Source organism: Micromonospora sp. NPDC049051 (assembly GCF_043197575.1).
Taxonomy (GTDB): domain Bacteria; phylum Actinomycetota; class Actinomycetes; order Mycobacteriales; family Micromonosporaceae; genus Micromonospora.
Window position 1 is genome coordinate 287,949 of record NZ_JBICTL010000003.1, and the last position, 16,837, is coordinate 304,785.

The following is a 16,837-nucleotide window of genomic DNA, read 5'->3' on the forward strand; positions in this document are numbered from 1 at the left end:
GTCAGGCCGCCACCCACTGGTCGAACCCCAACTTGCCGACCAACGCGACCACCACCACCAACAACACGACCCGCACGAAACCCGAACCACGCCGCAACGCCATCCGCGCCCCCAACGCCGCCCCGGCGATGTTGCACACCGCCATCGCCGCCCCCAACAGCCACCACACGTGCCCCGTCGCCGCGAACACCGCCAACGCCCCCAGGTTCGTACCCACGTTCACGACCTTCGCCATCGCCGAGCCGTGCACGAAATCCGCCCCCACCAACGCCGTGAACGCCACCACCAGAAACGTCCCCGTACCCGGCCCCACCAACCCGTCATACAGGGCGATAACCACCCCCGCCACCACCACCGCCACACCCACCCGCACCCGCGTACGCCGGTGCGGCTGCGCCACCACCCCCAACCGCGGCCGCAACAACACGAACGCCGCCACCGCCAGCAACACCACCAACACCACCGGCCGGTACGCCGACGCCGGCACCGCCCCCGCCAACGCCGCGCCCACCCCCGCACAACACATCGCCAACCCCGCCGCCGGCCCCGCCACCGCCCAATCGATCTTCGTACGCCGCGCGTACGTCACCGCCGCCGTCGCCGTACCCGCGATCGCCGTCAACTTGTTCGTGCCCAACGCCGACGCCACCGGCATCCCCGGCGCCGCCACCAACAACGCCGGCAACAACAGCAACCCACCACCACCCACCACCGCGTCGATCCAACCGGCGATCGCGGCCGCGGCGAGCAGAGTGCTCAGAGACAGGGGATCCACATCCACGGGCCGCCATTCTTCCCACCCGCACCCGCCCGACGACGCCCCCTGTGGCCAGCCTCACCAGCACCGACCCCGCACGTCCCTGGTGATGCCGGTGTCGTGGTCGAGCAGTGTCACCACGGCGCGCGCCGCCGGCACGACCGCAGACGGTGTGGCCCGCGCCGAACGACGTGCCGACACGGCCGCAGCCGGCCTCGCGCCCACAGCGAAATGCGCGGCCGGCCCGCCGGTGTCAGCCGGAGGTCCTGCCGGTCTGCCGCGCGTCAGCGCGCCGGGCCACCCGGCCGGGCCCCCTCGGCGAGCGGCGTCGCCGGGGCGGAGACGGCCGGCCGACCCGACCGGGACCCCCGCGCCACCCCCATCGCGATGCCAGTCGCACCGGTGCCGACCACCGCAAGCACGACCACCGGCACACCGAACAGGAACGCCGGCCGCCAACCCAACCTCTGCGCCAGCACACCGATCACGACCGGTGCGAGCAGCAGAGCGGCGCCGAGCGCGAGGCCGAGCACCAGCCGCGCCCCGGACCGCCGGCGGCCCAGCTGACCGGACAGGGCGACGGCGACCCCGATCGCGGTTCCGGCACCCAGTCCCACGACCACCAGCCCGGCCCCCATCAGCACCGCCCCCGGCGCGAACGCGCACACCACGCTCCCCAGCAGCAGGAACACCAGCGCCGGCACCCCGGTCGCCGTGGGCCACCGCCGACCGAGCAGGTACCCGGGCACGAGCAGAACCGCCACCACCACGTACGGCACCACCACGGTCACCGTCATCGCCGCGGTGGACAGTCCAAGGTCATTCCTGATCGCGGCACCCAACGGCCCGATCGGCGCGGCGAGCATCCCGGCAGCGACCATCGCGCCGAACGCAGGGCCGACAAACGACCAGAGCGGGCGAACCACCGGCGAACCGGCCGGCGCGGGCTGTCCGGATGCATCCATGCCGGCGAGTGTAGGCACGGCGCGCGGAATCCGACGCTCCGCCCCGGCACAGCAGCACAACACCCGGCAACCCACCCACCGGCACGTAGGGTGCAAACGTGCGCCTGGCCACCTTCAACCTGCTGCACGGTCGATCCCTCACCGACGGGCTCGTCGACCCCGCCCGGCTCACCGCCGCCGTCACCGCCCTCGACGCCGACATCCTCGCCCTCCAGGAAGTCGACCGCGACCAGAGCCGCAGCGGCAACCTCGACCTCACCGCCATCGCCGCCCAGGCCCTCGGCGCCGCCGAGCACCGCTTCGCCGCCGCCGTCGTCGGCACCCCCGGCGAACAGTTCCGCCCCCTGACCCACGACGACGACGGACACGGCGAACCCTGCTACGGCGTCGGCCTCGTCACCCGCCACCGCGTCCACACCTGGCAGGTCACCCGACTGCGCCCCGCCCCCGTACGCTCACCCGTCTACGTCCCCGGCCCCCGCGGCGGCCTCATCCTCCTGCACGACGAACCCCGCGTCGTCCTCGCCGCCGTCCTCGACACCCCACACGGCCGACTCACCGTCGCCGCCACCCACCTGTCCTTCGTCCCCGGCTGGAACGCCCACCAACTCCGCCAGACCGTCCGCGCCCTCCGCACCCTACCCGCCCCACGCATCCTCCTCGGCGACCTCAACCTGCCCGCCGGCCCCGCCCGACTCCTCACCGGCTGGCGCCCCCTCGGCCGCCGCCCCACCTACCCCGCAGGACAACCCCGCGTCCAACTCGACCACATCCTCGCCGACCGCCACGGCATCGACCAGCTGCCACCCGTCACCGCCGTGCACACCCCCCTGTCCACCATCTCCGACCACCGCCCCCTCCTGGTCGACCTCGGCTGACCCACCCCACCGGCAGGGGACAGGACACCCCTCACCAGCCGTCGCGTCACCGTCACCCCACCCAGCGTTGACACCGCCCGCCCGCATCGGCAAAGGTCTCTGGCGTGACGGCATCCACCCCAGGCCCGACGAGCCACCACCACGCCACCGAACACCACCGGTACGTCATCATCGGAGCCGGACCAGCCGGCCTCCAACTCAGCTACTACCTCCAACAGGCCGGCTGCGACTACGTCACCCTCGAACGCGCCCCCGCGCCAGCCCAGTTCTTCCGCCACTTCCCCCGACACCGCCGGCTCATCTCCCTCAACAAGGTCCACACCACCAGCACCGACCCCGAGATCCGGCTGCGCTGGGACTGGAACTCCCTGCTGCACGAACCCGCCGACCTGCCCTTCGCCAAATACAGCAGCGAATACTTCCCCCACGCCGACGACATGGTGCGCTACCTCACCGACTTCCAGCGCTACCACCAACTCGCCGTACGCTTCGACACCCCCGCCCAGCGCATCGAACGCCTCGACGACGGCTTCCTCATCCACACCCCCGAACACGTCCTGCACTGCCACTGCCTCATCGTCGCCACCGGCTGGGGCCGCCCCAACATCCCCGACATCCGCGGCATCGAACACGCCACCGGCTACGAGGACATGCACACCGACCCCGCCACCTACGCCGGGCAACGCATCCTCATCCTCGGCAAGGGCAACTCCGCCTTCGAAACCGCCTCAGCGCTCCTCGACCACGCCGCCATGATCCACCTCGCCAGCCCCCGCCCACTACGCCTCGCGTGGAACACCAAACACCCCGGCGACGTCCGCGGCCACCACGGCGCCGTCCTCGACAGCTACCAGTTCAAGACCCTGCACTCCGTACTCGACTGCGTCATCGACGACATCCGCCCCCTCGACAACCGCTACCAGGTACACCTCACCTACACCCACGCCGACGGCGAAACCGCCGTCATGGAATACGAAACCGTCCTCCGCTGCACCGGCTTCACCATGGACACCACACCGTTCGACCCCACCTGCCGACCCGACATGGTCCCCAGCGGCCGCATGCCCACCACCACCAGCGACTGGCAGTCCACCAACATCGACGGCCTCTACTTCGCCGGCACCCTCGCCCAGGACCGCGACTTCAAGAAGGCCTCCTCCGCCTTCATCGACGGCTTCCGCTATAACCTGCGAACCCTCACCGCCCTGCTACGCGAACGCTACGACGGCGTACCCCTGCCACACACCCTCGTCGCCCCCGACGCCGACACCCTCACCACCCTCGTCCTCGACCGCGTCAACTGGAGCTCCGCACTGTGGACCCAGTTCGAATTCCTCTGCGACGCCCTCGTCGTCGACCCACACGGGCAGCTACGCCACTACATCGACCTGCCCGAGGACCACATCCGCGCCCGCTTCCGCGACCACCCGCACTACTACACCGTCGGCCTACGCTGGGGCCGCGACGACCACGGCGACGTCTTCGCCATCGAACGCCACCCCCAACCCGACCGCGCCGCCGAAAGCGCCTTCATCCACCCCGTCATCCGCCGCTACCACGGCGACACCCTCATCGAGGAACTGCACCTGCTCGAAGACCTGCTCGCCGAATGGCACCGCCCCGAACGCCACGTGACACCCCTGCGCGACTTCTTCACCCGGGAACTGCACCGCGACCGCTGACCCCGACCAGCGACAGCCCCCACCCACCTACGCCGGCTGCCGCTCATCCACCACCGTCTGCGCCACCAGAAAATCCACCACATCCGTCAACCGACCCCGCCGACCCGCCGCCGCCCGCTGCCGCACCGCACCGCTACCCGCCACCAGCAACCGCTGCGACCAACCCCGCACCAACTCCTCGTCCCCACACGCCCGCAACACCGGCCCCAACCACTGCACCAACTCACCCAGCACCTCCCGCGCCGGACGCAACCGCCCCGAACCCGCCTCCAGCAACGACCCCTCCACACCATCCCGCGCCGCCCGCCAGTACGCCGCCCGCAACCACTCCCCGGCAACCTCCGGACCATGATCACCCCGATCCACCGCCTCCAACGCCCGCACCACCAACGCCCGCACCACCGCCGCCACCAACGCCGACTCCTGCGCCGACACCGGCACATCCGCCACCCGCACCTCCAACGTCGGATGCGTCACCGACGGCCGGATGTCCCAGAACAACGTCCCCGCATCCACGATCGCCCCCGCCGCCGACAACATCTCCACCACCCGCTCGTAGTGCCCCACCGACGTGAACCGAGGCGGCGGCCCCGCCACCGGCCACCTCGGCCAGATCATCGACCGCCAACTCGCATAACCCGAATCCCGCCCCTCCCAGAACGGCGAATTCGCCGTCAACGCGATCAACAACGGTAGATACGCCCGCAGATGATTACTCACCAGCAACGCCCGCTCCCGATCCGGCAACTCCACATGCACGTGCACCGCACAAATCGCCAACTCGTCGTGCAACCCCCGAAACGTCGCCGTACCCCGATCCGGCCGTGGCCCCCGCCGCACCGGCGGCGACACCGCCCCCGCCAACACCGGCGTACCGGTCGCCACGATCCGCAACCCCTCCGCCGCCGCACACTCCGCCACCACCCGACGAGCCTCGACCAACTGCGCCAACAACCCCCGCACCGACGACGTCGGATCCGTCCTGGTCTCCACATGCAACGTCGTGATCTCACCCGACACCCGCGAACCCAACCGCTGCACCGCCCGACCCACCACCGCGTCCGCCCCCGCCACCACACCCCGACTCACCGGATCAACCAGCAGAAACTCCTCCTCCACCCCCAACCGGGGAACCGACACCACACCATCCCCACCACCCTGCACCGGCACCACGACCTCCACTCACGACACCCGCACCACGCCTCGACACGAACAGGCCGACAGGGTAGCCCGGACCAGTGACCAACGGGACACCCACAGTCAATCCGTCACACGCAACCGCGGCCACCACACCCACCCACACCTGTGGCAAGCTGACCCCAGACGCGACTGGCGGCCAGAGGATGGACACCAAACCATCGGGGAGCTCCACGCGCGGAGGTCGACCGCCCTGGGCCCCGCCGGCAGAGGAGCACCATGCCCACCGCCCGACTCCTGCCCGGCACCCCCGTCGCCGAACGCATCCTCACCGACGTCGCCGCCGGCGTCAGCGCACTACGCGCCGCCGGCACCACCCCCGGCCTCGCCACCATCCTCGTCGGCGACGACGACGCCAGCGCCGGCTACATCCGCATCAAACAACGCCAGGCCACCGAACTCGGCTTCACCTCACCCCACGTACACCTGCCCGCCACCGCCACCCAGGCCGACCTGCACCACGCCATCGCCGACTTCAACACCGCACCCGACGTCCACGGCCTGCTCATCCAACACCCCATCCCCGCCCACCTCGACTACGACCGGGCCCTGCAAACCATGGACCCCGACCTCGACGTCGACGGCATGCACCCGCTCAACATGGGACGCCTCGCCCTCGGCCTGCCCGGACCCCTGCCGTGCACACCCGCCGGCATCGAAGCCCTGCTCGCCCACCACGACATCCCCGTAGCCGGCCGCGACGTCGTCATCCTCGGCCGCGGCGCCACCCTCGGCCGCCCCCTCGCCCTGCTGCTCACCCAGAAACGACCCACCGCCAACGCCGCCGTCACCGTCGTACACACCGGCGTCCCCGACTGGGCCACCCACACCCGACGCGCCGACATCCTCATCGCCGCCGCCGGCGTCCCCGGCATCATCCGACCCGAACACATCCGCCCCGGCGCCGTCGTCATCGGCGGCGGAGTCCGCTACGAAGGCCGCCGCCTCCTACCCGACGTCGACGAATCCTGCGCCGACGTCGCCGGAGCCATCACCCCCCGCGTCGGCGGAGTCGGCCCCACCACCGTCGCCATGCTCTTCCGCAACGCACTCGACGCCGCCCGCCGCGCCACCGGCCACCCCTGACCATCCCGGCCCGACGCCGAGTCACCCCGCCGGCCCTCGCCTGCTCCGCCGCCCGCACCCCGGCGGCGGAGCAGGCCGACACACGCCGACCGCGCCCGCAGAACGTCCCGTGCCGCGCCCCTCGACGCCGCCGCAACCGCCGACCTGCGGCCTCACGACCGCGCGACACGCTCCGCCGGCACCAACCCCGCCAACGCCCGATTGGTGCGGTTGGACCGCACCGCCTCGCGCTGCTGCCCCGCAGTCACCTCGATGTACGTCTGCGACGACGCCAACGACGCGTGCCCCAACAGCCGCATGATCTCCGCCGCACTCGCCCCGTCCTCCGCCAACCGCGTCGCGAAGGTGTGCCGCAGCGCATGCAACCGCGCTCCGCGCGGCACCCGGTCGCCGATGCCCGCCCGCCGGTAGCAGGACTCCACCAGGTACTGCAACCCGCCCCGGCGCAGCGGCTCGCCCCGACGGTCCACCAGCAGCGGCGCGTCCGGCCGCACCGTACGCGACCCGAACCGGCGCACCCGGCTGTCCAGGTAGCCCACCAGCACCCGGTCAAGCTCCGGCTCGATCGGCACCACCCGGGGCCGGCCGCCCTTGCCCGCGACGTCGACCCGCCGCTCACCCGGGCGACCCGCCAGCGATCCCACCCGTAGCGCCAGCAACTCCGACAGCCGCAGCCCCGCGCAGAGCGCCAACGCCAGCACCGCCAGGTCGCGCTCCGGCCACGGATCGCGTTGCCGGCCGTCGTCGCGGGCCACGGAGGCGAGCAGCCGCTCGGGGGTGTCGGCGCCCCGCAGCGGCTTGGGCTGGGGGAGCGGCGCCCGGGGCCGGCCGACCGCCGGCATCGGGTTGCCGGCGACCACCCCGTCGGCGACCAGGAAGGAGAAGAAGTTGTTCCAGGTGGACCAGGCGCGGTGCACCGACGCCGCCGCCCGGGGCGCGGCGAACCGGGCGAACGCGGCACGCATGACACGGGCAGTGAGGGCGGCGACGGGCAGCGCGTCGAGGGGGAGGGGAGGGGTGCTCACCTCGCCCGCCAGCGCGGCGACGGCGTGCAGGTCCCGTCGGTACGCCTGCAACGTGTGGGGGGAGGGCTTGCGGGTGGCGCGGGCGGTCAGGAACTCTTCGATCCACCGCTGTACCGATTCGTCCTGTTTGTCATGCATAAGAGATATTATGCATGAATTTCGGGTTCGCCGGCAACGGCGGGAGAGGGGGAGGGCGTGCGGCGCTTCGTACTGACCGGTGCACCGGGGGCCGGGAAGACGACGATCGTCGACGAGCTGCGCCGGCGCGGGTGGGCCGTCGTCGCCGAAGCGGCCACCGACATCATCACCGCACAGCAGGCGCGGGGCGTCGCCGCGCCGTGGCAGGAAGCGGGCTTCGTCGACGCGGTGGCGCGGCTCCAGCGGGAGCGCCGCGAGGCGCCCGGGGCGTACGCGTCGGTGCAGGTCCACGACCGGTCGCCCCTGTGCACGTTGGCCCTCGCGCGGTATCAGGGCCGCCCGGCGGGGCGGGTGCTCGTCGAGGAGGTGGAGCGGGTGCTGCGGGACGGCACCTACCAGCGCGAGGTGTTCCTGGTCCAGCCGCTGGGCTTCGTCACGGCCACCGCGGCCCGCCGGATCGGCTACGCCGAGTCGCTGGCGTTCGCCCGCGTGCACGAGGAGGTCTACCGCGCGCACGGTCACCGTCTGGTCGTGGTGCCGCCCGCGCCGGTGCGTACGCGGGTGGCGCTGGTGGAGGCGCACCTGCGCCGCTTCGCCGGCCTGCCGTCCGACCCGGCCGAGGGAGTGCCCGATCCGATCTACTTGACATAATGTGCATTATCGAACTGCTTGTAATGCCCGCTCACAGGGCTGGGCGCTGGCGACGGTCGACCCGCAAGGCGGCTGGGCTGACCGATGACGAGATCGTCAGGGCCTGAGGGCTCGGCTGGATACTCGGCCCTGACGACGAAGGTCGTGGCGGCGCCGGGGTCGGCCGCTTCCGCGTCGCTACATGTGGTCCAGGCGCCTGAACACCCGATCATGCACCTCCCAGGTGGCCGCCGATGATTCGTTCCGCTCGTCGTGGGTTCGGCCTTTCATGATTCCCTCCCCGAAGCTGGTGGCCATGCCGTCGTGCAGATGAGGGTCAGAGACGTAGATGCCCTTGGTGTTGTTGTCCCATTCGATCGTGAGCGTGAGCTGCTCCCCGACGACGGTGCCCGTGACGTGGTCACATCGGACGTTCCCGGAGTGCTCTGCGGTCCCCCAGACTTGCAGGTCGCGGCTGTCGGGGGCACCACGAGCACTCCCCTGGACTGCACCGCTGGAACGTCAGGACCAGTCGGGGCCATGGCGGGACCGGCGGATGCCGACCAATCCCGCCATGGCCCGACTTGGTCGCGTCGGGTCAGGCGCCCACGTAGGTGGCGAGGTGCTCGCCGGTGAGGGTGGACCGCTTGGCGACGAGGTCGGCGGGGGTGCCCTCGAAGACGATCCGGCCGCCGTCGTGGCCCGCGCCGGGGCCGAGGTCGATGATCCAGTCGGCGTGCGCCATGACCGCCTGGTGGTGCTCGATGACGATGACCGACTTGCCGGCGTCGACGAGGCGGTCGAGCAGGGCGAGCAGCTGCTCGACGTCGGCGAGGTGCAGGCCGGTGGTCGGCTCGTCGAGGACGTAGACGCCGCCCTTCTCGGCCATGTGGGTGGCCAACTTGAGGCGCTGCCGTTCGCCGCCGGAGAGCGTGGTGAGCGGCTGGCCGAGGCTGAGGTAGCCCAGGCCCACGTCGGCGAGGCGGGACAGGATCGTGTGGGCCGCCGGGATGCGTGCCTCGCCGGAGCCGAAGAACTCCTCCGCCTCGGCGACGGACATGGCGAGGACCTCGGCGATGTTGCGGCCGCCCAGCGTGTATTCGAGTACGGCTGCCTGGAACCGTTTGCCTCCGCACTCCTCGCAGGTGGTCTCGACGGTCGCCATGACGCCCAGGTCGGTGTAGATGACGCCGGCGCCGTTGCAGGTGGGGCAGGCGCCCTCGGAGTTGGCGCTGAACCGTGCGGGTTTGACGCCGTTGGCCTTCGCGAAGGCCTTGCGGATCGGGTCGAGCAGGCCGGTGTACGTCGCGGGGTTGCTGCGTCGTGAGCCGCGGATGGCGCCCTGGTCGATCACGACCACGCCGTCGCGGCCGGCGACGGAGCCGTGGATCAGTGAACTCTTGCCGGAGCCGGCGACGCCGGTGATGACGCAGAGCACGCCGAGTGGGATGTCGACGTCGACGTCGCGCAGGTTGTGTTTGCTGGCGCCGCGGACCTGCAGGGCGTCGGTGGGTGTGCGTACGGTCTTCTTGAGGGTGGCGCGGTCGTCGAGGTGTCGGCCGGTGACGGTGCCGCTCCCCCGCAGTTGCTCGACGGTGCCTTCGAAGCAGACGGTGCCGCCCTGGGTGCCGGCTGCGGGGCCGAGGTCGACGACGTGGTCGGCGATGGTGATCGTCTCGGGTTTGTGTTCGACGACGAGGACGGTGTTGCCCTTGTCACGCAGTTGCAGGAGCAGGTTGTTCATTCGTGCGATGTCGTGTGGGTGCAGGCCGATGGTGGGCTCGTCGAAGACGTAGGTGACGTCGGTGAGGGACGAGCCGAGGTGGCGGATCATCTTGGTGCGTTGTGCCTCTCCCCCGGAGAGGGTGCCTGACGGGCGGTCGAGTGAGAGGTAGCCGAGGCCGATCTCCTCGAAGCTGTCGAGGAGGTGTCGCAGCCCCTTGAGCAGGGGCGCGACGGACGGTTCGTCGAGGTCGCGTACCCAGGCGGCCAGGTCGCTGATCTGCATGGCGCAGAGGTCGGCGATGCTCTTGCCCTTGATCTTCGACGAGCGTGCTTCGGGGCTGAGGCGGGTGCCGTCGCAGTCGGGGCAGGTCTGGAAGGTGACGGCGCGCTCGACGAAGGCCCGGATGTGGGGCTGTAGGGCGTCGATGTCCTTGGCGAGGAAGGACTTCTGGATCTGCGGGATGAGGCCGGCGTACGTCAGGTTGATGCCGTCGATCTTGATTTTGGTGGGTTCCCGGTGGAGCAGGTCGTGCAGTTCCTTCTTGGTGAACTTGTTGATGGGCTTGTCGGGGTCGAAGTAGCCGCAGCCGCGGAAGATGCGGCCGTACCAGCCGTCCATGCTGTAGCCGGGGATGGTGAGTGCGCCCTCGTTGAGTGACTTGGTGGCGTCGTAGAGGGCGGTCAGGTCGATGTCGTTGACGGTGCCCATGCCCTCGCAGCGGGGGCACATGCCGCCGAGGCGGTGGAAGGTGGCCTTCTCGGCCTTGGTCTTGTCGCCGCGTTCGACGGTGATCGCGCCGGTGGCTGTCACGGTGGGGATGTTGAAGGAGTACGCGTTGGGTGAGCCGATGTGGGGGTGGCCGAGTCGGCTGAACAGGATGCGCAGCATGGCGTTGGCGTCGGTGGCGGTGCCGACGGTGGAGCGTGGGTTGGCGCCCATCCGTTCCTGGTCGACGATGATCGCCGTGGTCAGTCCTTCGAGCAGGTCGACTTCGGGTCGGGTGAGGGATGGCATGAAGCCCTGCAGGAAGGCGCTGTAGGTTTCGTTGATCATTCGTTGTGACTCGGCGGCGATGGTGCCGAACACCAGTGAGCTCTTGCCTGAGCCGGAGACGCCGGTGAAGACGGTGAGTCGGCGCTTGGGGATCTCGACGCTGACGTCCTTGAGGTTGTTCACGCGGGCGCCCTGTACGCGGATCAGGTCGTGGCTGTCGGCGACGTGTGGGGCGGATGCCTGGGTGTGTGTCCTCGTGGCCGTGCTCATGGGGTCTCCATCTGTTGCGCGGGGGCCGTCTCGGCGGTCTCCGTCGGGCGTCTTCCTGGCTGGTGTCTGTCGTGGGCGGCTCAGCGCAGTTCGTTGATGCGGATCAGGTTGCCCGTGGGGTCGCGGAAGGCGCAGTCGCGCACGCCGTACGGCTGCTCGGTCGGTTCCTGGACGACGTCGGCGCCGCTGGCCTGGAGCCGGTCGAAGAGGCCGTCGAGGTCGTCGGTGGCCAGGGTGATGGCGCCGTAGCTGCCCTTGGCGATGAGTTCGAGGATGGTCTGGCGCTCGGCGTCGGTGATGCCGGGGTCGGCGGCCGGCGGGTGCAGGACGATGGCGGTGCCGGGCTGGTTGGGCGGGCCGACGGTGAGCCAGCGCATGCCGTCGTATCCGACGTCGTTGCGGACCTCGAAGCCGAGGGTGTCGCGGTAGAAGGTCAGGGCGGCGTCGGCGTCGGTGTGCGGGAGGAAGGCGTTGTGGATGGTGAGGTTCATGCTGACGAGGCTAGTTGCGGCTGGGTGGGCCGTGCTTCTCGATTCCTGATCGGTCTGGTCACCTGTCTGGTGATGCACGAGGGCATCTCCCCGGTGGCGTGGGCGGTGCGGGCGCGGTAGGTGCTCGGTGGGACTCCGACGAGTTCGGCGAAGCGGGTGCTGAAGGTGCCCAGGGAGGAGCAGCCGACCGCGAAGCAGACTTCGGTGACGGTGAGGTCGCCGCGGCGCAGCAGGGCCATGGCGCGTTCGATGCGTCGGGTCATGAGATAGGCGTACGGTGATTCGCCGTAGGCGAGGCGGAACTGGCGGCTGAGGTGTCCGGCGGACATGTTCGCGCCCCGGGCGAGGGCCTCGACGTCGAGGGGTTTGGCGTACTCGCGGTCGATGCGGTCGCGTACGCGGCGCAGCCGCGCGAGGTCGCGCAGGTGCTGGGCTGCGGCGGAGGTGCTGGTCACGTGCAGGATCGTGCCATGCCGTGCCGGTGTTGCCCAGGAGGTTCGCGGTCTGTCGGCGCGGTTGGTGTGGCGGGTACGGGCGGGCGTCTGTCGGGTGGTGCCCGGGGGTGTCGGTAGTTCCGTTGCGGCGATTGTCGGGCTGCGGCGGGCTCGGGTCGGGTGCCGCTCCCCCGGGCGGATGGGGGTCATGCCGGGTTGAGGGCGCGGTGCAGGCGTCGGGCCTCGGTGACGAGGCGGCTCGATCCGCCTCGGCGGGCGACGTCGGCCAGGCCGGGCACGTCGATGCGGATGCCGGTGGTGGTGGCCGTCTCGGCGGCCAGGCTCAGCAGGTCGGGCAGGCCGCGTGGGGGTTGGGGTGCGGCGAGGAGCGCCGGTAGCGCGGCGGCGGTCAGTTGCCACACGGTCAGCGGGGCGCCGGCGAGGGCGGCGTCGCGCAGCGGTTCGAGTGCCCTGGACAGCTTGACCAGTTGGGCGGCGACCAGGTGGCCCAGGTGGTGGCCCGTCGCGGTGGCGTCGAGCTGCCCGGCTGCGGCGAGCGCGAGCAGGGCGTCGAGGGTGGCGACGCGGTCGGTGCCGTGGCGGGCGCCGAGGCCGTAGGCCAGGGCGAGGTCGAGGGCGGCCCCGCCGGGGCCGGTGCTGTCGGCGAGCAGGGGCAGGATGGTCGCGCCGTCGCGTTGGTCCATGTCGGCGGTGGCGGCCACGGTCGGCAGGGCGTACGCGGCGACGACGGCCCGGTGCCCGGGCAGGATCGACGGCCACAGGTTCATCCAGTTGGACTGTTCCGTGCTGATGGGTGCGGGGTCGGCGGTCAGCAGCCCGTACGGGTCGGCGTGTCCGTCGGGTGGGCGCAGCTCGACCATGACGCGCTTGGCGGGCAGTTGGTCGTGCTCCCAGTCGTAGCCGTTCTTGCGGGGGCGTCGGGTGACGGTGGTGACCCGCGTGAGTGGTTGCGGTAGTCCGCCGGTGCGTAGCCAGGTGGCGAGCCGCTCCCCTGCCGGGGTGCCGAGTGCGGCGGCCTTGTCGGCCACGGTGTCGTCGGTGTCGTGGGGCAGGCGCAGCAGTGCCTGGGTGAGGTCCCAGTGCCAGGGTGTGTGGTCGCCGAGCGCGGTGAGGCGTTCCAGCAGGGTGAGCGGGTCGAGGGTGCCGTTGGCGTGGGTGGGGGTGGCGGGGTGTCCTGGCTGCTGGTTGGTCAGAGGCCGCCGGCGACGCGGAGGACGGTGCCGGTGGTGTAGGTGGCGTCGGGGCCGAGGAGCCAGGCGATGGCGCCGGCGACCTCGTCGGGTTCGCCGGGGCGACCCAGTGGGATGCGGCCGGCGGCCCGGTCGGGTCGGTCGGGTTGGCCGGAGAGGGCGTGGATGTCGGTGCGGATGATGCCGGGGGCGACGGCGTTGACGCGGATGCCGCGGGGGGCGAGTTCCTTGGCCAGGCCGGTGGTGAGGGTGTCGGTGGCGGCTTTCACGGCGGCGTAGTGGATGTATTCGCCGGGGCTGCCGAGGGTGGCGGCGACGGAGGAGACGTTGACGATGGCGCCGCCGTGGCTCATGCGGCGGGCGGCCTGCTGGGCGCAGAGGACGTAGCCGATGAGGTTGACGTCGACGACGTGGCGCAGGTCGGCCGGGTCGAGGTCGACGAAGGCGCCGATGGGGCTGGTGACGCCGGCGTTGTTGACCAGGCCGGTGATGGGGCCGAGGGCGGTGGCGGCGTCGAACAGGGCGGTGACCTGGTCGGGGTCGCGGGTGTCGGCGGGGACGGCGAGGCCGCGTACGCCGGTGGCGTGGATGTCGGCGAGCACGGCGGTGGCGGCGGTGCGGTCGCGCCGGTAGCTGAAGGCGACGTGGTGTCCGGCGTGGGCGAGGCGGCGGGCGGTGGCGGCGCCGATGCCGCGACTGCCGCCGGTGATGACGGTGACCGGGTTCATGGTGTCGGCCTTCCTGCTGCGTGACGGGCTGACGTTACCGGGGCGGGAATCGCATACGCTTCGCCCACTGGTGGTCGATGGCGGAGGTGCAGGGTGGCGGGTGTGGGTGTCGGGGACGTGGTGCAGGATTTCGAGTTGCCCGACGAGACGGGTACGCCGCGGCGGCTGTCGGAGTTCCTGGCCACCGGGCCGGTGGTGTTGTTCTTCTACCCGGCGGCGATGACCCGGGGCTGTACGGCGGAGAGTTGCCACTTCCGGGATCTGGCGGCGGAGTTCGCGGCGGTGGGTGCGGTGCGGGTGGGCGTCAGCCGGGATCCGGTGGCGAAGCAGGCGGAGTTCTCCCGGCGGCACGGGTTCGACTATCCGCTGCTGTCGGACGTCGACGGTGCGGTGGCGGAGCAGTTCGGGGTGCGGCGGCGGCTGCCGTTGGGGGCGTTGAGCACGCGGCGGATGACGTTCGTGATCGGCACCGACCGGCGGATCATCGAGGTGGTCCACAGTGAGCTGAACATGAACGACCACGCGGACGCGGCGTTGCGGGCGCTGGGGGGTTGATCTTCCGGTTGTCGGGCCGGGCTGGTATCAAGGCAGGCAGCTGAACAGGTGTTCGAGGGGAAGAGGTTGCTGATGGGTGCGGCTGGCCAGGGTTTGTCCACTGAAGAGGTGCAGAGCATCCGGGAGGCGCTGGCGGCGGGCCGCAAGCCGAAGGTGGTGTTCACCGCCTCGGCCGGTCAGATCGCCGGGCAGACGGGTCAGGTGGTGGAGCTGACCGACCCGGCGGTCTCCGACGAGTTCGTGGTGGTTCGGTTCGGGCGCGACGAGTTGCCCTTCTCCCCCGCCGACGTGGCGGTGGCGCCGCGGGGTGCGGGGCGCAAGGCGGCCGAGCCGGAGCCGGATCCCGAGCCACAGGTGGAGGTGGCGTCGGCGGAGCCGGAGTTCGTGTTGGACCGGCCGCGGGTGCCGGCGCCACGGGAGGAGTCGAAGGTGGAGACGGCGGACGTGAAGCCGGCGGCCGCGCCGGCGCGCAAGGCGGTGAAGGCGGTGAAGGCGAAGGGCCCGGCGGGGCTGACGGTGACGCTGTCGTACGCCGACGGCGAGTGGACGGTGGCGGCGCAGCAGGGCAGCAAGTCGTTGGCGAAGCCGTACGTGGTGAGGCCGGCGGAGGCGCTGCGGATGGTGGCGCTGGTGGACGTGCCGGGCGTGCACGAGGCGGTGGAGCAGATCATGGCCGCGGAGCGGGCCGAGGCGGAGCAGCAGGCGGAGAAGCTGCGCGCCGAGCTGGCGGAGATCGAGGCGCGCCTGGCGGAGCTGCGCGAGGCGCACTGACACCGACGGTCGGCGCGGCGGGTGGCGGGATGCCATCCGCCGCGCCGACCGTCGGGTCTCCTGGCCGGGCTGTTGTCGCCGCTGTGGATCAGCCGGTCGGGCGCGAACGCACCCCCGCTAACCTGCCGTTCGTGGTTGGGCGGTCAGAAGCCCGTGGCGCAGCTGCGTGTTCGCGCATCCGTCATGGCGCAAACGGGTCCCAGTGGGTGGCATAGCGGAGCAGGGACAGTGCCAGGTCGGGGTGCGCGGCTGCCCACTGCGTGTCGAAAAGGAACAGTTGCTCGTAGCCGAAGAAGTCGTCGATGTAGCGGGCGGCCTGGGCGAGGTGCTCATCCACCGCGACGTGGGCCTGCGGTGGTGGCTCCGGCAGTTTCCATTGCAGGATCTGCTCGTGGCTGGGTGCGGTCCACTTTCCGAAGATCGACAAGTCGCGTCGTTCGAGGCAGGCGTAACGGGCGATGGCAGGGCCGATGTTGTCGTCGTCGGGTCCGACGAGAGAGCGCAGCAGATCGGCGTCGAAGCGTTCCGGGGACATGGGATCGTCGATACCGCGTAGGTGGTTGGCGAGTTGGGGCAGGTTGACGCCGGGGAAGACGGTCGTTTCCCGCTGGTCCAGGTTCGTGCTGTTGTGGTGGGTGTGCTGCCAGGTGATGCGGACCGCGTAGACGGAATCCGGCACGGGGCCGGGTGGGCCGACAACGCGGAGCGCCACGTCAGGGGTGAAGGTTGCGCCGGGCGCGGCGGCGCCGGACGGCAGTGGCCAGGTGTCGTTGACGAGGTACGCGAGCCGGTCGGGGTGGGCGGCGATCGCCCCGTCCTCGAGGAAGTAGTAGGCCAGATCCACCTCGTCGTCGTTGGTACGCACCCGCAGCCCTCGCTCGTCGAGGCGTATCGGGTCGTCAGATTCGATCCATAGGTGTTCGTCCAGGAGTTCGCGCAGCTCGTCGAGGGTCTGTGGGCAGGGCAGGCGGTGTTCCTCGACCGCCTCGAAGATCGAGTCGAAACCGTAGGCGCCACCGCCGATCTCGGCGTGGAGAAGCGCTTCGGGATTCTCGTGCTGCCAGGCGCGCTGGAACCAGCCGAGCACCGTCTTTTCTGGCAGGTGGAAAACCAGCTTGCTGAACGGAGAATTCACGCGCGACCGCTCCACGACATACACGTGAGGAGCCTAGGTGCGCGTGTGGAGCTCGCATACGCCCTGATGCGCAGCCCGCTGAGCCCTGCACCATGTCATCGGGTACGCGTCGCCTGCCGGCTGCTCACCGAGGCACCGGTACGCCCCTGCCGTGCTCGCCGTGGC

The 16,837-nt window shown here is 71.1% G+C and carries 16 protein-coding genes; 6 read left to right on the forward strand and 10 right to left on the reverse strand.

All coding sequences use genetic code 11. The annotated features are described in order from the left end of the window. Position 1: 1 nt before the first annotated feature. Both ACGFIR_RS13515 and ACGFIR_RS13520 read right to left on the reverse strand, forming a co-directional pair. Positions 2 to 775 carry a sulfite exporter TauE/SafE family protein gene (locus ACGFIR_RS13515; RefSeq protein ID WP_393007966.1) on the reverse strand — a complete coding sequence of 258 codons (774 nt, stop codon included), beginning with the start codon at positions 773 to 775 and terminating at the stop codon, positions 2 to 4. 266 nt (positions 776 to 1,041) lie between these two features. Continuing rightward, positions 1,042 to 1,722 (reverse strand): hypothetical protein, encoded by a 681-nt coding sequence (locus ACGFIR_RS13520; protein ID WP_393145056.1) that lies wholly within the window; start codon positions 1,720 to 1,722, stop codon positions 1,042 to 1,044. A gap of 98 nt (positions 1,723 to 1,820) precedes the next feature. On the opposite strand from ACGFIR_RS13520, the gene ACGFIR_RS13525 reads away from it, so the two are divergent. Together ACGFIR_RS13525 and ACGFIR_RS13530 are read left to right on the forward strand one after the other, a co-directional pair. Further along, positions 1,821 to 2,600, forward strand: coding sequence for an endonuclease/exonuclease/phosphatase family protein (locus tag ACGFIR_RS13525; RefSeq protein ID WP_393007697.1), 780 nt, complete (start codon positions 1,821 to 1,823; stop codon positions 2,598 to 2,600). A 104-nt stretch (positions 2,601 to 2,704) separates the two neighbouring features. Further along, complete coding sequence (locus ACGFIR_RS13530) at positions 2,705 to 4,282, forward strand: NAD(P)-binding domain-containing protein (RefSeq protein WP_393145058.1); 1,578 nt, start codon at positions 2,705 to 2,707, stop codon at positions 4,280 to 4,282. Between the two features lie 27 nt (positions 4,283 to 4,309). Here ACGFIR_RS13530 and ACGFIR_RS13535 read toward each other — a convergent pair whose 3' ends face one another. Next, positions 4,310 to 5,464: a glutamate--cysteine ligase gene (locus tag ACGFIR_RS13535; RefSeq protein ID WP_393145060.1), complete on the reverse strand. Its 1,155-nt coding sequence runs from the start codon at positions 5,462 to 5,464 to the stop codon at positions 4,310 to 4,312. Between the two features lie 234 nt (positions 5,465 to 5,698). Here ACGFIR_RS13535 and ACGFIR_RS13540 point away from each other — a divergent pair, with 234 nt between their 5' ends. Further along, on the forward strand, positions 5,699 to 6,565 hold the full coding sequence (locus tag ACGFIR_RS13540; protein WP_393007703.1) for a bifunctional 5,10-methylenetetrahydrofolate dehydrogenase/5,10-methenyltetrahydrofolate cyclohydrolase: 867 nt from the start codon (positions 5,699 to 5,701) through the stop codon (positions 6,563 to 6,565). Between the two features lie 152 nt (positions 6,566 to 6,717). Here the strand turns inward: ACGFIR_RS13540 and ACGFIR_RS13545 are convergent, their stop codons facing one another. After that, the gene (locus tag ACGFIR_RS13545; protein WP_393007705.1) at positions 6,718 to 7,728 is read right to left on the reverse strand and encodes a tyrosine-type recombinase/integrase; all 1,011 of its coding nucleotides are present in this window, start codon (positions 7,726 to 7,728) and stop codon (positions 6,718 to 6,720) included. A gap of 57 nt (positions 7,729 to 7,785) precedes the next feature. Between ACGFIR_RS13545 and ACGFIR_RS13550 the strand changes: the two genes are divergently transcribed. Next, complete coding sequence (locus ACGFIR_RS13550; RefSeq protein WP_393145062.1) at positions 7,786 to 8,379, forward strand: AAA family ATPase; 594 nt, start codon at positions 7,786 to 7,788, stop codon at positions 8,377 to 8,379. Between the two features lie 577 nt (positions 8,380 to 8,956). Here the strand turns inward: ACGFIR_RS13550 and ACGFIR_RS13555 are convergent. The 5 genes from ACGFIR_RS13555 to ACGFIR_RS13575 all read right to left on the reverse strand — a co-directional run bounded on the left by ACGFIR_RS13555 (position 8,957) and on the right by ACGFIR_RS13575 (position 14,211). After that, the gene (locus ACGFIR_RS13555; protein ID WP_393145064.1) at positions 8,957 to 11,347 is read right to left on the reverse strand and encodes an ATP-binding cassette domain-containing protein; all 2,391 of its coding nucleotides are present in this window, start codon (positions 11,345 to 11,347) and stop codon (positions 8,957 to 8,959) included. Between the two features lie 80 nt (positions 11,348 to 11,427). Next, entirely contained in the window at positions 11,428 to 11,838 is a 411-nt protein-coding gene (locus ACGFIR_RS13560) for a VOC family protein (RefSeq protein ID WP_393007711.1), read from the reverse strand. Beyond that, a complete protein-coding gene (locus ACGFIR_RS13565) occupies positions 11,835 to 12,293 on the reverse strand; it encodes a helix-turn-helix transcriptional regulator (RefSeq protein ID WP_393145066.1) in 459 nt (152 codons plus the stop codon). The genes ACGFIR_RS13560 and ACGFIR_RS13565 overlap by 4 nt, the downstream gene beginning before the upstream one ends. Before the next feature lie 185 nt (positions 12,294 to 12,478). Continuing rightward, positions 12,479 to 13,321, reverse strand: a complete 843-nt coding sequence (locus tag ACGFIR_RS13570) for a hypothetical protein (RefSeq protein ID WP_393145068.1) — start codon at positions 13,319 to 13,321, stop codon at positions 12,479 to 12,481. A 161-nt stretch (positions 13,322 to 13,482) separates the two neighbouring features. After that, positions 13,483 to 14,211 (reverse strand): SDR family oxidoreductase, encoded by a 729-nt coding sequence (locus ACGFIR_RS13575; RefSeq protein ID WP_393145070.1) that lies wholly within the window; start codon positions 14,209 to 14,211, stop codon positions 13,483 to 13,485. Positions 14,212 to 14,304: 93 nt separating this feature from the next. Between ACGFIR_RS13575 and ACGFIR_RS13580 the strand changes: the two genes are divergently transcribed. Both ACGFIR_RS13580 and ACGFIR_RS13585 read left to right on the forward strand, forming a co-directional pair. Beyond that, positions 14,305 to 14,766: a peroxiredoxin gene (locus ACGFIR_RS13580; RefSeq protein ID WP_393007719.1), complete on the forward strand. Its 462-nt coding sequence runs from the start codon at positions 14,305 to 14,307 to the stop codon at positions 14,764 to 14,766. Positions 14,767 to 14,838: 72 nt separating this feature from the next. Continuing rightward, positions 14,839 to 15,537, forward strand: a complete 699-nt coding sequence (locus ACGFIR_RS13585) for a hypothetical protein (RefSeq protein ID WP_393145072.1) — start codon at positions 14,839 to 14,841, stop codon at positions 15,535 to 15,537. A 181-nt stretch (positions 15,538 to 15,718) separates the two neighbouring features. On the opposite strand, the gene ACGFIR_RS13590 is transcribed toward ACGFIR_RS13585, so the two are convergent. Then, complete coding sequence (locus ACGFIR_RS13590; protein ID WP_393145074.1) at positions 15,719 to 16,696, reverse strand: hypothetical protein; 978 nt, start codon at positions 16,694 to 16,696, stop codon at positions 15,719 to 15,721. Positions 16,697 to 16,837 lie beyond the last annotated feature (141 nt).

What these genes read in the sequence shown, in the direction of transcription:
- ACGFIR_RS13520 (WP_393145056.1), bottom strand. Translation starts at nt 1,722, where the DNA reads ATGGATGCATCCGGACAGCCCGCGCCGGCCGGTTCGCCGGTGGTTCGC.
- ACGFIR_RS13540 (WP_393007703.1), top strand. Translation starts at nt 5,699, where the DNA reads ATGCCCACCGCCCGACTCCTGCCCGGCACCCCCGTCGCCGAACGCATC.
- ACGFIR_RS13545 (WP_393007705.1), bottom strand. Translation starts at nt 7,728, where the DNA reads ATGCATGACAAACAGGACGAATCGGTACAGCGGTGGATCGAAGAGTTC.
- ACGFIR_RS13555 (WP_393145064.1), bottom strand. Translation starts at nt 11,347, where the DNA reads ATGAGCACGGCCACGAGGACACACACCCAGGCATCCGCCCCACACGTC.
- ACGFIR_RS13560 (WP_393007711.1), bottom strand. Translation starts at nt 11,838, where the DNA reads ATGAACCTCACCATCCACAACGCCTTCCTCCCGCACACCGACGCCGAC.
- ACGFIR_RS13575 (WP_393145070.1), bottom strand. Translation starts at nt 14,211, where the DNA reads ATGAACCCGGTCACCGTCATCACCGGCGGCAGTCGCGGCATCGGCGCC.
- ACGFIR_RS13585 (WP_393145072.1), top strand. Translation starts at nt 14,839, where the DNA reads ATGGGTGCGGCTGGCCAGGGTTTGTCCACTGAAGAGGTGCAGAGCATC.